This window comes from Pseudomonas sp. (assembly GCF_028293835.1).
In the GTDB taxonomy this organism is placed as follows: domain Bacteria; phylum Pseudomonadota; class Gammaproteobacteria; order Pseudomonadales; family Pseudomonadaceae; genus Aquipseudomonas.
The window spans coordinates 57,918-71,478 of record NZ_JAQGNX010000090.1; the positions used below are offsets into that span (position 1 = coordinate 57,918).

A 13,561-nucleotide genomic window follows, 5' to 3' on the forward strand; every position below is an offset into this window, starting at 1 on the left:
CCCTTGAAGAATGGCGCGCAGTATATATCGCATCACTGATTACCGCGCATCCGCACTGCAAGTCTTGAGCAACTTCCTGCGATACACCGGCTAAAAACAGACCGGTCATCGGATTAAGCCTTAGGCTTTTTGCAACACGTAAACCCGCCACATGGCGTAGCCAGGCAATACATCATGGTGACCCAGGATTTGAAAGCCTGCCGCGGCAAACTCACTTTCTATTTGCGTACGGCTTACTACAAAGCGATTCATCCTCAACACATCAGGTTCAATCGTCGCTCGCGCCCGCTCCAGGCGTTTGCGTCGCCACGATTTGATGTTGCCGTCTACCCACAATGCAATGATTGCCGTATCACGGGTGACGCGATGGAATTCGTGCAGGATGGCCGCACGATGATCAGGGTCAGCGACATGGTGAAACAGCCGCATGCAGAAAATGCAGTCCACCGCATTGGCAGACAGCTCAATGGAGAGCGGTGAGGTTTGAAAGGTTTTGATCCGCTTCAACTTTTCAGCAGGAAAAGCCGCCTCGCCGATGGCTAGCATCTCTGGTGACAGATCAGCGGCCAGCACGACGCGATTGCTGTGTTCGGTCAATACTGCCCAGAAACGACCGGCACCACTGGGCAAATCAAGTACCAGCCCTGGCTCGCCCGCAATTTTTAACGCCTGACGGGCCAACTGCTCGTCACGCCAATGGGCCAACCGTCCGGAAAAACCATAAGGTCGCACAGGCTTGTCGCCGTCAGGGCCAGAGCGTAGAGCGTTAACGTTCGGCATGACACTCTGCTTATAAAATAACCACTTAATGAAGTAATACCTTGCCGTAACGCGGCAGACCCAGAAAACTTCCCGAAGTGACAAACCTTAATCAGCTTTACATCAATTTTTTGTGAAAAAAGAACAGAAAAATGTCCAGATGTAGTCTTTTTCTGTAAGAAAACATCCCGACGTTTCCCTGCATAAATTGTGGTTACTTAGGATGCGCGGCAAGCCAGGCCTGCATTTGCTGGATTTCCGGGCCTTGGGACTTGATGACGTTCTCAGCCAGGGTCCGCATTTCCGGGTCTTTACCATACTTCAACTGAATCCTGGCCATCTCGACGGCGCCCTGATGGTGGGCGAGCATTCCCTTGGCGAACGCAATATCCGGATTGGTTTCCATCATGGAGCCCTGCATGGAGCCTTGCATGTGGCCCATCGACGTCATGTACTCGTGCTGCATCGGGCTCATGTCTGCCGCCAATAACGGGCCGGACACGCAACCAAGCAGGATCAGCGCGAAGAGTTTAGATGTGTTCATGATCACCCCGGAATAGCCAACGAATGTGAGTCGAAGGCTAAAGCTTGCCATCATGGGAAGGTCAATAGGATTCGCCAACAAGTTCGCTTCCACCGGATGGCTGTACTGATCCAATTCGGCGCTTTACGGAGGTCTCGGTAGGACCGAACTTGTTCGGGAAGCCGCGCAGCGGTCGCTCTTTACTTAGGCGCGTACTGCATTTCACCACCACCGAAGGACCAGTCTTCGCGGTTGACCTCGACCAGGCTGATCCAGACGTCTTCTTTGCGAATTCCGGTTTTCCCGTGGATACCGTCTGCAACGGCTTTGTAAAAGGCTTTTTTAACCTCGATCGTGCGTCCGGTGCTCCAGGTCACCTGAATGAAAACGATTTTCGAGGTATAGGTCACACCCAGATAACCGGCGGCCGGGTAGACCAGCTCATCACCCGCGTGCCGATTGACGATCTGAAACTTGTCGTCCTCAGGGACGTTGGCAGTCTGGGTCATCGCGTCGTAGATGACATCGCCGATCGCTTTGACGACTTCAGGCGTGGTGTCTGCTGCTAAATCAATTCGGACTAATGGCATGGTGGGACCTTCAGATCATGGGCAGAAAAAGAGGTGTTTGGTTGCTGAACTCAATCTAGTCTCGCCGGCGGCTCTCCACAAGCGCATAATTATTTCGATAAACATGAGAATTACGCATGCTATTCGAAGACCTGAAAGCGTTTGTTGCAGTGATCGATCACAATTCGCTGACACGTGCGGCTCAGGCGCTGTGCCTGACGCAGTCGGCGGTGTCGCGCAGAATTCAGCACCTTGAAGAGTCCCTCGACGCCAATCTGTTTGATCGCACCAGCCGCCCACCCAAAGCGACTGCGTTGGCCCAGCGCATTTATCAACATGCAATTGTGTTGCTGCGTGACGCCGAGTATTTGCTGGACGTGCCACGGGAAGGCGCTGCGCCCAGCGGGCCATTTCGTTTGGGGTTTACACAAGTGGTGGCGGACGTGGTGTTGTTCGATGTGGTCATGAAGATGAAAGCGCAGTTCCCGGAGCTGGAAGTGCAACTGCACACTGGGCGGAGTTCTGGGCTTGAGCAGCAGATCGTTAACGGAAACCTTGATGCCGCGACGCTGATGCTGGCTTCACCTAGCCGGCTGCCTGAAGGTATTACCGGGCAATTTATAACGACCCTTGAGGTGCTGGTGGTGCAAAGCAAGCACTCGCCGTTGATTGCCAGGCATTCCGATGTGGAAGCCCTTGCCAGCCAGCCGTGGATTTTGAACCCTGAGGGCTGTGGTTACCGGGCAGCGCTGGAGCGTGCCATCGGCGATACCGGCAAAACCATTCGCCTGAGCGTCGATACCCACGGCACGGAGATGCAGCTGAAAATGGTGGCTGCCGGGTTGGGTTTGGGCTTGATTCCCCGGGATGTACTGCGCCAAAGCCGGTCGTTTGAGGAATTGACGGTGGTTGAGGTCAACGATTTCGCCCTGAGCCTCGACATATGGCTGGTACACCCAAACCAAATGGGCAACCTGAAACGCGCATTGGACATCCTGACGCAAACCGTGGTTGATGGGTTTGTTAATTATTCCGAGGCTAAATCCCTGCATCGGCAATGATCATTTCAGCCGCTTTTTCGGCAATCATCAGTGTCGGCGAGCAGGTGTTGCCTGAGACGATGTTGGGCATGATCGAGGCGTCTACCACCCGCAAGCCTGCAATGCCGTGTACCCGCAGGCGCTCATCCACCACCGCGTCAATGCCCTGGCCCATTTTGCAGGTGCCGACGGGATGGAAAATCGTGGTGCCGATACTGCGTGCGGCTTGACGTAACTCGTCCTCGGTTTGCAGGCTCACACCGGGCAAATACTCAACGGGCTCAAAACGGGCCAATGCCGGGGCGGCGGCAATGCGGCGGGTCAGGCGAATGGCGTCGGCTGCGATCCTCAGGTCCTCGTCATTACTCAGGTAGTTTGGCCGAATCGACGGTGCATCTTCCAGGCGGGCAGAACGAATTTCCACCGTGCCGCGACTCTGTGGACGGAGGTTGCACACCGATGCCGTGAACGCCGCAAAGGAATGCAGCGGTTCACCGAAACGCTCCAGGGAAAGCGGCTGCACGTGGTATTGAAGGTTTGCCGATTGCTGTTCCGGCCCGGAACGGGCAAAAGCGCCCAATTGACTCGGGGCCATGGCCAACGGGCCACTGCGATTGATTGCATAGCGCAGGCCCATGTTCATCTTGCCCCACAGGCTGCCGACCAATTGATTAAGGGTTTTTCCGTTGCCGATTTTATAAATCAAGCGCAACTGCAAATGGTCCTGCAGGTTGCTGCCCACGCCTGGCAACTCATGGCGTACGCCGATGCCTAGTTTTTCCAGCAACGGTCGGGGCCCTATTCCCGAGCGTTGCAATAGCGCTGGCGAACCAATGGAGCCACACGACAACAGAATTTCCCGGCGTGCACGGAAATGCTCCTCACGCCCACCCACCTGCGCGACCACGGCGCTGGCTCGACCGTTTTCCAATTCAATCCGCGACGCCTCAACCCCGGTCAGCACCGTCAGGTTTTTGCGCTGCACAATCGGTCGTAAAAACGCTTTCGAGGCATTCCAGCGCACGCCCCGCCGTTGGTTGACCTGAAAGTAGCTGCAGCCTTCATTGTCGCCGCCGTTGAAATCCTCGACGGAGGCGATTCCAGCCTCGGCAGCAGCGTCGCGAAAAGCGTCCAAAATGCCCCATGACAAACGCTGTTGTTCCACCCGCCATTCGCCGTCAGCGCTGTGCATGTCCGAATTACCGGCGTAGTGGTTTTCCGAGCGCTTGAACATTGGCAACACATGGTCCCAGTCCCAACCGCTATTGCCCTGGGCCGCCCACGCGTCGTAATCACCGGCCTGGCCGCGCATGTAGATCATGCCGTTGATCGACGAACTACCGCCCAGCACTCGGCCTCGCGGGTAATTCAGCGACCGCCCGTTGAGACCGGGCTCGGCATCGGTTTTGAAACACCAGTCAGTCCGTGGATTGCCGATGCAGTAGAGATAGCCCACCGGAATATGAATCCAGTGGTAATTGTCTTGTCCGCCGGCTTCGAGCAGCAGCACTCGATGCCCAGGGTTTTTTGACAGTCGATTGGCCAATAAACAACCAGCAGGCCCGGCACCGACAATCACGTAATCGTAGAGCTCAGCCGTGGCTTGCATGAATCCCTCGCTGATCTTTTTTATTGTTATCAGCGCCAAGCTATAAGGTGTTTTGGAAGAAAAAGAAAGGCCGCTGCACGTTGCCGTACAGCGGCCTTATTTATCGACGTGGTTCAGCGCTGAGAATAATCAGACCGAACGACGACGATAGGTGCGGTAGTTCGGCATCCAGAAGTTACGCTCGATTGCCGCCTGCAACACCTCTTCGGAGGTTTCCAGCGCCAGGCCTTCCGCCTGCGCTTCCTTGGCCACGGCCAACGCGATTTTGCGGCTGACTTCCTGAATATCTTTCAGCGGCGGCAATACCGCATCACCCAGACCGGTGACCACTGGCGAGCATTCCGCCAGTGCATTGGAGGCAGCCATCAGCATCTTGTCGGTAATGCGCGATGCCTTGCTGGCAATCACGCCCAAGCCGATCCCAGGGAAGATGTACGAGTTGTTGCATTGGGCGATATGAATCGTACGACCATTGAATTCAACCGGGGCGAACGGGCTACCGGTTGCAACCAACGCATTGCCGTCGGTCCAGCGCAGGATTTCTTCTGGCGTGGCTTCGACTTTCGACGTCGGGTTGGACATCGGCATTACCAGTGGTTTGGCGCAATGCTTGTGCATTTCGCGGATCACTTGTTCGGTGAACAGACCGCGCTGACCTGAAACGCCGATCAATACCGTGGCATTGGCGTTGCTGACAACATCGAGCAAGGTGGGGAAGGACTCAGTGCCCCAGCTCGCCACATCGGCGGTTTTCTGCGCCAGACGGGATTGGAAGTCCAGTAAGCCATCCATTTTGTCGGTCAGTAAACCGTGACGGTCGACCATGAAGATGCGTTTGCGCGCTTCGCTTTCGCTCAGGCCTTCGATCTTCATCGCTGCAATAATGTGCTCGGCGATACCGCAACCTGCAGAGCCCGCGCCCACGAACACTACAACTTGTTGACCCAGGGTTTCGCTCTTGGCTTTGCACGCCGCCAGCAGCGTGCCGACAGCCACCGAAGCGGTGCCTTGAATGTCGTCGTTGAAGCAGCACAGCTCGTCGCGGTACTTCTCCAGCAACGGCATCGCATTGGACTGGGCGAAGTCTTCAAACTGCAACAACACTTCAGGCCAGCGACGCTGAACAGCTTCGATGAACAGTGCAACGAAGTCGTTGTATTCCTGACCCGTTACCCGCTCATGGCGCCAGCCCATGTACATCGGGTCGTCGAGCAGTTCGCGGTTGTTGGTGCCGACGTCCAGCACGATGGGCAAGGTGTAGGCCGGGCTGATGCCGCCGCACGCGGTGTAAAGCGACAGTTTGCCAATGGGAATACCCATGCCGCCGATGCCTTGGTCACCCAGACCGAGGATGCGTTCGCTGTCGGTGACCACGATGATCTTGATCTGATCCTTGGTTGCGCTGCGCAGGATGTCATCAATGCGGTCGCGTTCCGGATACGAGATAAACAACCCTCGGTGGGTGCGGTAGATCTTCGAGAATTCCTGACACGCCTGGCCAACCGTTGGGGTGTAGATGATCGGCAGCATTGTATCGAGGTGCGAGTCGAGCAGACGGAAGAACAACGTTTCGTTGTTGTCCTGTATCGAACGCAGGTAGATGTGCTTGTCGAGGTCGCTAGCGCATTGATTGTATTGGCTAAAGACCCGGGCGACTTGCTCTTCGATCGTTTCCACGTTTTGTGGCAACAGACCGATCAGGTTGAACTCAACGCGCTCTTGGGGCGTGAAGGCACTGCCTTTGTTTAGCAGTGGCATCTCCAGCAGCGAAGGACCAGCGTAGGAAATGTATAGAGGACGCGAGGATTTGCTCATTTTAAGTGTTCGCCTTTTTTCGTTTTACTCTGAAATTTCTTGTGAAACCGAGGCGGGCAGCCGGAACTTGTAGGGTGCAGATCGACAGTTCTCTATTCAAACCCGACTCAGCGAACATCGTAGGACGATATCGCGCTGCTATCTTACTCGCGCTGGGGGGCAATGCAGCAACTCAGTTATCAGGCCGGGCGCTTTGAGGCTCTGCATCTTTGCTCAGGATGTAAGCACTGAATGCTAAAAAGTCGCCCAGGTGCGTGGTAATGATTGACACGGTGATCGGTAGCTGAAGTGTTTGATATTCATGCACGGCAATGTTGCGAAAGCCCACCATATTTTTCAGGACAGGCACCAACGAAGCGGGGACCCATCCGCCACGAGCCAACAACTCAAACACGTCTCGCCCACTCTGCGGAACACCCAGGCGCTCTCGACGAATCAAATGTTGACCCATGTCCATCGCGGCTTCGCAGGCACGTTGGATATTAAGGATTGCGGCGTCCTGCCGAGTAAAGTCAGTAGCGAAGCTGGCAGGGTCTTTGTCGTATTCTTGCTTAGCTCGGGCGACGCAGCGTTCAATCGTTTCTGCTTTGTTGATCAGTATGTTATCGACCATAAACGCTCCCTTCCTTTTGAATATCCGCCAATAGCCCAGCCCGGGCGGTGTCCAGTTCAGTTTTTTCGCTCAGTACAAAGCACTCGAAAAGACCCACCTGCAAGTCCTGGCCCCAAACTCGCACCCCGGTGGTAACCACCTGATATTGCATAATCGTTGATGCGGCCCGCAGGTCGAGTAAATCTACAGAAACTCCTGCGATATCGGCCAGTTCTCCGGAAATCTCCCACACCTGCACAGGGTCGAGTTTGCCAGCCAAAAGCACAGCTACATCGACGTCACTTTGCGCAGTGGCGTGTTCTGTTACCTGACTGCCAAAAATGTAAACCGCCAGCAAGTTTGGAACGCGTTTTTGCAGGTGCGCGACCAAATGTTCAAATTCCATGACAATGCCCCTGATGACCCGTGTTGCACTGCGCGTCATCATACCTTGTACGAATAATGCCGAAGGCGCTTCGGCCTGCATTAGTTTCACACAGACTGGATTACACTCTGCGCCTTCGCCCCTCCATAGATCAGTGTCCATGTCTGAAAACTTCGAAGTTCCGAGCCCGCACGAACACCATTTGGAACACGCGACCGAGCATGCTCAGGCCAGGGGGGATAACTTTGCCGGCAAGATCGCGGTGATGACGGCGATTATGGCGACTATTGGCGCGCTGCTCAGCTATCAGGCCGGGTCGACGGAAAGCGAAGCGGCTATGGACAAGAACAACGCTGCCATCAAGAAAACCGAAGCCTCCAATGAATGGAATTATTATCAAGCCAAATCCAGCCGACAGAACCTGTCGGAATTGGCGACTCATATCCCCGGCGTCGACGCTGCGCATTACACCGCCGAAGCCGAGCGTTATAAAACCGAAAAAGAAGTCGTCCGCAAGAAAGCCGAAAAGCTCGAAGAAGAAGTGACCGCGTGGGACGAAAAATCTGAAGTTGCGCTGCAGCAGCACCACCGCTGGGCCCAGGCGATGACAGCCATTCAGATCGCTATTTCCCTGGCGGCGATTACCTTGCTCACGCGCAAAGAGTGGCTGAAGAAGGTCGCTTATGGCGCCGCCGGAGTTGCGGTGGTGCTGGGCACCCTGGCCTGGTTCCACATTTGAGCAAATGCCCCGACACCACACAGGTCAGCGGGGCTGGCAGCATCTGACATTAGTGCCCGGTTCGTACTACAAAATTTGTATCCGCAGCGGTATCCCGTGCCGCGTTGGAATCTATGGCTTCCAAGTCGACTCCGGTAGCGTCCGGCAGGCAAAGCGCGGCGATAAAACCAATGGCGTAAGAGCCAATCGCGAACGAGCCCATGGCAATCCCCAGGTCCATGTGGCCGGAAGCAAACCCCACCGCGGCTGGCATGATCGAGCCGAAACCCCGTCCGAAGCTGGTGCAAAAACCGGCGCCGTTGGCACGAATCCGGGTTGGGTACAGCTCCGAGAACGCCAGCGGCAAACCTGAGGCTAATCCACCCTGAAAAGCGCCTAACAACAGTCCAAGACCGAGAAGGATGGTCATGTCGATGTGGGCGAACATATAGATCGAGACCACAATCGCCTGGGAAACCAGGAACAGCATGAAGGTTTTGCCACGTCCGATTTTGTCGCTGATCAAGCCATAAATGAACGGCCCCAGCAGCGAACCGACAATGTTCACCGCCAGATAACCCGAGGTCGACGCGATGGGCAGACCCAAGCTCAAGCGCATGTAGGTCGGTAGCCAGGTGATCATGATGTAGGCGCCGCCGAAGATACCGCTGGCCAACACTGTGCTGATCAACGTTACGCGGCGATGCTCGGCGGTGAAAATGCTGCGAATGTCTATCTTTTTGGACTGGCTGCTGAGCTTGTTGAACGCATCGGACTCTGGCACCAGGCGACGGATAAACCAGACCAACAGCGCTGGCAACAAACCAATCGCGAAGAACGCGCGCCAGGCGACGTCTTCAGGCAAAAAGTAGAAGACTACCGGCATCGCGGCAAGCGAGATGGCATAGCCAACGGCATAGCCGCTCTGCACCGACGCCGCGACCCGACCGCGCAAGGCTGGCTTGATCGCCTCGCTGATCAACACCGCACCGACCACCGCTTCGCCGCCGTAGCCGATACCCTGCAGAAACCGCACCGGCAGGAACGCCCAAAAACTGCTGCAAAACGCGGCCATAAAGGTGAAAGTCGCGACCCATAGCACCGTGCCCTGCATCACTTTGATTCGGCCATAGCGGTCGGCCAGCATCCCGGCACCCCAGCCACCGACTGCGCTGCCGATCAGCGATACCGAACCGAGCATGCCCGCATCGGACTTGCTCAGGCTCAGCACCGTCAGCAGCACGGGCATCATCAAGGCGTAAATGGTCGAGTCCATGGAGTCGAGGGTGAAACCACCGAAGCAGGCCCAATAGGTACGCCGCTCTTTCGGTGTCAAATCCGAATACCAGCCTAATCGCATACGTCACCTGTGTTTGTTTTTATAAGGTATGAAGCTTTGGTTCATCCTAACGGCCAGAGGCGATGCCCTCGGCTCGAAAAACTTAACGACGTATCGCTTTTATTTATATCGGGTTAATTTCCAGTCCGTACCGAGCGCGAGATGCAGACCTGTCCATCAAACAACAACCTTGCCGTCCGCAGCAGTCCGCAGCAGGTAACCGAACCGTCATTCAGGGTCATCGCCACCGTGAACTCGCCAATGGGATGTTCCACCGACACCTGAACCGACTCACCCGTGGGCAACCTGACCAGCCCATGGGCAACGGAACCTTTTATCAGGCAAGCGCGGGCCACACTGACGGCGGCGAATACGCCAATGGAAGGATGGCAGCGGTGAGGAATAAACGTACGACTGCTGATGGCACCTCCCGCCACTGGCGGGGCGATCAGGCACATTTTGGGCACCGTGCGCTGAGTGACGTCACCCAGATTCATCAACGGTCCTGCCTGTAAACGAATGGATTCGATGATGGCCTTGAGCGGTTCGTCTGCCTCCAACTGCTCGGGACTCTCGTACCCCGTGCGACCGAGATCCGCCGCGCGGATCAGCACCACCGGCATGCCGTGGTCGATGCAGGTGACGTACACGCCGTCGAAGCGATCCAGCGCATGCCCGGTGGGCAATAAAGCGCCACAACTGGCGCCAGCAACGTCGTCGAATTCCACCACGACCGGCGCAGCGGTGCCGGGCACGCCATCAATTCGCGCCTTACCGTCGTAACGCACCTCACCGCCGGGCGTCTGGACCACGGCGGTGGCGGTTTGTCCGGTATTTTCCATGTAGATCCGGACACGGGTGACTTCGCCGGTGGCCGTAACCAGCCCACGTTCCAAAGCGAAAGGGCCTACCCCAGCAAGGATATTTCCGCAGTTCTGGCCGTAATCGACCCGGGGCTGAATTACGCTCACCTGGGCAAATAAATAATCGACGTCGACGTCCGGACGCGTCGAGCGCCCGATGATGGCGACCTTGCTGGTCAGGTTGTCGGCGCCGCCTATACCGTCGATTTGCCGTGCATCGGGCGACCCCATGGCCGCCAACAGCACTTCATCGAGCAGCGTTGGCTCTGCGGGTAAATCGTCCCTGAGGAAATACGCCCCCTTGGACGTGCCACCGCGCATCATCAAGCAAGGAATGCGGGTCTGAGCCATGTTCAGTCTTCCAGTTGATCGAGACTCTCAAGGTATATCAGGCCCTTCTCCTCCAGGCGAGGACGCATGTTGTAGATATCCAGCCCTAACTCACCGCTGGCCAGGCGCAAGCGTTTTTGCTCTTCCAATTCGGCGCGTTTTCGAGCGCTGGCTATTACCCCTGGCAACTCCTGGCGACGGACGATCACAACCCCGTCGTCGTCAGCTAAAACCACGTCACCTGGATTGACCAACTGCCCGGCACAAACCACCGGAATGTTCACCGAGCCCAATGTTTCCTTGATAGTGCCTTGGGCATGCACGGCCTTGGACCACACCGAAAAGCCCATCTCACGCAGGGTCTTGGTGTCGCGAACACCCGCCTCAAGCACCAGGCCTTTGACGCCACGGGCCTGCAGTGAGGTGGCCAGCAAATCGCCAAAATAGCCATCGGTGCACGGCGAGCTGGGCGCAACCACTAAGATGTCACCCGGCTGGCACTGCTCAACCGCCACGTGAAACATCCAGTTGTCGCCTGGGGCTACCAATACGGTGATCGCCGAGCCACTGATGCAAATGTCTTGCTGGATCGGACGAATAAACGGCGCCAGCAGCCCTTTGCGGCCTTGGGCTTCATGGACCGTAGCGACCCCGTAACGCTGAAGTTCGTCGATCAACGCCGCGTCGGCTCGTGGAATGTTGCGTACCACTACACCTGTTCTTCCGACCGCGCTCATCCCAGATTCTCCGTTACCCGGGGGAAGATGCTCTGATAACCCTCGGCGTAGACAATGTCTTTACTGGCCGTGATGCCGATATTGCGCTTGGCCTGCACGCCGCGTTGCTGGGCGACGCGAGTGTAGTATTCCCACAGATGTTCCTGGCCGGCCATGCACTGGATGGCGGCGTATTTTTTGTCCCAGACATCGGTAATGTTCAGCAATACGTCGGGTTTCCAGTCGCACTGCTCAGGCTGATGGGGTTCGAAGCTATACACCGCAGGCGCACCAACGATTTTCTCGCCCGGTTTGTAGCCTTCGGCCTGCGCGATAATCCGCGCTTCCTGGGTCACGTGCATCGCCAGGGGATGGTCATAGTTGTAGGGGTCTTTGAGGGAATGGCTGAGGACAAATTCCGGCTGAATACGGCGAAAAACATCCGCCAGACGAAACAAGGTTTCCTTGTCCGCGCGCATCGGATAATCGCCTATATCAAAAAACTCGATGGTCGCGCCAAGGATTCCGGCAGCGGCCTGAGCCTCTTCACGGCGAGCGGCCTTGACCTTATCTTCGGTCATCTCACCCTTGCGCCAGAGCTTCGCCGACTCGCCGCGCTCGCCAAATGACAGGCAGACAATATGCACGGCGTAACCTTGACTGACGTGCAGCGCGATGGAGCCGCCAGCGCGCCAAACGAAGTCCGCAGAGTGGGCACTCACCACAAGGGCGGTTTTTGCGACAGGGTTGGTCATGTGAAAGGACTCGCTGCTTTATTTATCCCGATGCTGGCATGGATGCCCATGCGCGAGTAATGCGTTCAATTGCAGCTGGTATACTTTTTGTTTATCGGCGCCTGCTCAGCAGCCGTCAGCTTGAGAGACGTTCAATGTCATCCTCCGAACTACCGCACCTGATGCAGATCCGCGCCTTCGTTCGGGTGGCCGAGCATGGCAGCGTCTCGAAAGCGTCTGAGGTGTTGCTGCGCGCGCAATCAGTGGTGACCCGTTCCATCCGCGACCTTGAGCTGCGCCTGAACAATCCGCTGTTCGAGCGTCACGCCAGTGGCATGCTGCTGACCCCTTACGGCAAGTGCATCCTCGCCAGAGCCCGGCGCATCCTGAGTGAATTGCAAAGCATCCCCGCCCTGCTTGGCCGCCCCTCCCATCCTTTCCACGAGCCGCTGTATTTGCTCAACACCCGACGCCTGGAAGTGTTCGTAAAACTCTGCGAAACCCAGCACATGCAAACCGTGGCCAACGCCTTCCAGCTGACTCAGCCAGCCATCAGCGCCGCGTTGAAGGTGCTTGAGGGCGGCACCGACACCGCACTGTTCGAGCGCACCGCCCGTGGGTTGATTCCTACCCGCGCCAGCAGCGAAATCCTCTATCCGATCCGCCGAGCCCTCAATGAACTGCGCCATCTGGACGCCGACATTGCGGCACTCAAGGGGTCGCTGCAAGGCGTCGTCCGAGTCGGTGCGCTGCCACTGGGGCGCACACGAATATTGCCGGAAGCGATCGTGCGCTTGCTTGCAAAACACCCCGGCGTGCAGGTCTCGACCAACGAAAGCCCGTTCAACCTGCTGGCCCTGGAACTGCGCGCCGGCGACCTGGACTTTGTATTCGGCGCCCTTCGCCCCACCGACTACGCCAGCGACCTGCATGGCGAACAGTTATTGACCGAAGAAATGGTCATTTTGGTACGCCGCGGCCATCCGCTGTTAAACCAAGAGGTCACCACCCAAGACCTTATCCAAGCCCACTGGATCCTGCCCCGCGCCAACAGCCCGGCTCGGATAGTGCTGGACGCGCATTTCAACCATCTAGGCAATGAAGCGCCAGTGCCCATGGTGGAGACCGGAGACTTGGCAATTATTCGCGGTTTACTCATGCGCTCGGACATGCTGGCCGTAGTGTCTGAACACCAGCTGGAACATGAAATAGCTTCGGGGGAGTTTCAGCAATTACCCGTGCGGCTAGGGGATACCGCCAGGCCGATTGGGTTGATTTACCGAAGTAATGGACTGCACTCGCCCATGGCCGAGGCGTTGATTGAATGTGTGAAGGCGGTTGTGAAGTCGGCAGCGGTATTGTAGGAAATTGCGCCACGTCTTCGACGTCAAACCGAGAAACAAAAAACCCCGTAAATCATCGATTTACAGGGCTTTTATTTGTATGGCGGAGAGATAGGGATTCGAACCCTAGGTACTGTCGCCAGTACAACGGATTTCGAATCCGTCCCATTCGGCCACTCTGGCATCTCTCCAACGGCGCGCATGATAACAGTTCAGGTGCCGAACG

General features: G+C 56.6%; 14 protein-coding genes and 1 tRNA gene. 3 read left to right on the forward strand and 12 right to left on the reverse strand.

The window, feature by feature from the left end; genetic code table 11:
• Window positions 1-120: 120 nt before the first annotated feature.
• The 3 genes from JWR17_RS12335 to JWR17_RS12345 all read right to left on the reverse strand — a co-directional run bounded on the left by JWR17_RS12335 (window position 121) and on the right by JWR17_RS12345 (window position 1,872).
• Window positions 121-780 (reverse strand): class I SAM-dependent methyltransferase, encoded by a 660-nt coding sequence (locus JWR17_RS12335; protein ID WP_299831815.1) that lies wholly within the window; start codon window positions 778-780, stop codon window positions 121-123.
• A gap of 193 nt (window positions 781-973) precedes the next feature.
• Window positions 974-1,303, reverse strand: coding sequence for a DUF305 domain-containing protein (locus JWR17_RS12340; protein ID WP_299831817.1), 330 nt, complete (start codon window positions 1,301-1,303; stop codon window positions 974-976).
• A gap of 179 nt (window positions 1,304-1,482) precedes the next feature.
• Window positions 1,483-1,872, reverse strand: coding sequence for a tautomerase family protein (locus tag JWR17_RS12345; RefSeq protein ID WP_299831819.1), 390 nt, complete (start codon window positions 1,870-1,872; stop codon window positions 1,483-1,485).
• Between the two features lie 116 nt (window positions 1,873-1,988).
• On the opposite strand from JWR17_RS12345, the gene JWR17_RS12350 reads away from it, so the two are divergent.
• On the forward strand, window positions 1,989-2,912 hold the full coding sequence (locus JWR17_RS12350) for a LysR family transcriptional regulator (protein WP_299831821.1): 924 nt from the start codon (window positions 1,989-1,991) through the stop codon (window positions 2,910-2,912).
• Here JWR17_RS12350 and JWR17_RS12355 read toward each other — a convergent pair.
• The 4 genes from JWR17_RS12355 to JWR17_RS12370 all read right to left on the reverse strand — a co-directional run bounded on the left by JWR17_RS12355 (window position 2,890) and on the right by JWR17_RS12370 (window position 7,313).
• Window positions 2,890-4,500, reverse strand: a complete 1,611-nt coding sequence (locus JWR17_RS12355) for a GMC family oxidoreductase N-terminal domain-containing protein (RefSeq protein ID WP_299831823.1) — start codon at window positions 4,498-4,500, stop codon at window positions 2,890-2,892. The genes JWR17_RS12350 and JWR17_RS12355 overlap by 23 nt on opposite strands.
• 129 nt (window positions 4,501-4,629) lie before the next feature.
• Entirely contained in the window at window positions 4,630-6,315 is a 1,686-nt protein-coding gene (locus JWR17_RS12360; protein WP_299831825.1) for an NAD-dependent malic enzyme, read from the reverse strand.
• A 172-nt stretch (window positions 6,316-6,487) separates the two neighbouring features.
• Complete coding sequence (locus JWR17_RS12365) at window positions 6,488-6,928, reverse strand: DUF86 domain-containing protein (protein WP_299831827.1); 441 nt, start codon at window positions 6,926-6,928, stop codon at window positions 6,488-6,490.
• A complete protein-coding gene (locus JWR17_RS12370; RefSeq protein ID WP_299831845.1) occupies window positions 6,918-7,313 on the reverse strand; it encodes a nucleotidyltransferase domain-containing protein in 396 nt (131 codons plus the stop codon). The genes JWR17_RS12365 and JWR17_RS12370 overlap by 11 nt, the downstream gene beginning before the upstream one ends.
• 139 nt (window positions 7,314-7,452) lie before the next feature.
• Between JWR17_RS12370 and JWR17_RS12375 the strand changes: the two genes are divergently transcribed.
• Complete coding sequence (locus tag JWR17_RS12375; RefSeq protein ID WP_299831829.1) at window positions 7,453-8,031, forward strand: DUF4337 domain-containing protein; 579 nt, start codon at window positions 7,453-7,455, stop codon at window positions 8,029-8,031.
• 49 nt (window positions 8,032-8,080) lie between these two features.
• Here JWR17_RS12375 and JWR17_RS12380 read toward each other — a convergent pair whose 3' ends face one another.
• The 4 genes from JWR17_RS12380 to galB all read right to left on the reverse strand — a co-directional run bounded on the left by JWR17_RS12380 (window position 8,081) and on the right by galB (window position 12,013).
• Window positions 8,081-9,370 (reverse strand): MFS transporter, encoded by a 1,290-nt coding sequence (locus tag JWR17_RS12380; protein WP_299831830.1) that lies wholly within the window; start codon window positions 9,368-9,370, stop codon window positions 8,081-8,083.
• Window positions 9,371-9,483: 113 nt separating this feature from the next.
• The gene (locus JWR17_RS12385; RefSeq protein ID WP_299831832.1) at window positions 9,484-10,563 is read right to left on the reverse strand and encodes a 4-oxalomesaconate tautomerase; all 1,080 of its coding nucleotides are present in this window, start codon (window positions 10,561-10,563) and stop codon (window positions 9,484-9,486) included.
• 2 nt (window positions 10,564-10,565) lie between these two features.
• Complete coding sequence (locus tag JWR17_RS12390; RefSeq protein ID WP_299831835.1) at window positions 10,566-11,279, reverse strand: 4-carboxy-4-hydroxy-2-oxoadipate aldolase/oxaloacetate decarboxylase; 714 nt, start codon at window positions 11,277-11,279, stop codon at window positions 10,566-10,568.
• Window positions 11,276-12,013 carry a 4-oxalmesaconate hydratase gene (gene galB / locus JWR17_RS12395; protein WP_299831837.1) on the reverse strand — a complete coding sequence of 246 codons (738 nt, stop codon included), beginning with the start codon at window positions 12,011-12,013 and terminating at the stop codon, window positions 11,276-11,278. Before galB ends, JWR17_RS12390 begins: the two co-directional genes overlap by 4 nt.
• A 134-nt stretch (window positions 12,014-12,147) precedes the next feature.
• On the opposite strand from galB, the gene JWR17_RS12400 reads away from it, so the two are divergent.
• Window positions 12,148-13,356 carry a LysR family transcriptional regulator gene (locus JWR17_RS12400; RefSeq protein ID WP_299831839.1) on the forward strand — a complete coding sequence of 403 codons (1,209 nt, stop codon included), beginning with the start codon at window positions 12,148-12,150 and terminating at the stop codon, window positions 13,354-13,356.
• 80 nt (window positions 13,357-13,436) lie between these two features.
• On the opposite strand, the gene JWR17_RS12405 is transcribed toward JWR17_RS12400, so the two are convergent.
• Window positions 13,437-13,526: transfer RNA gene (locus tag JWR17_RS12405), tRNA-Ser, on the reverse strand.
• Window positions 13,527-13,561 lie beyond the last annotated feature (35 nt).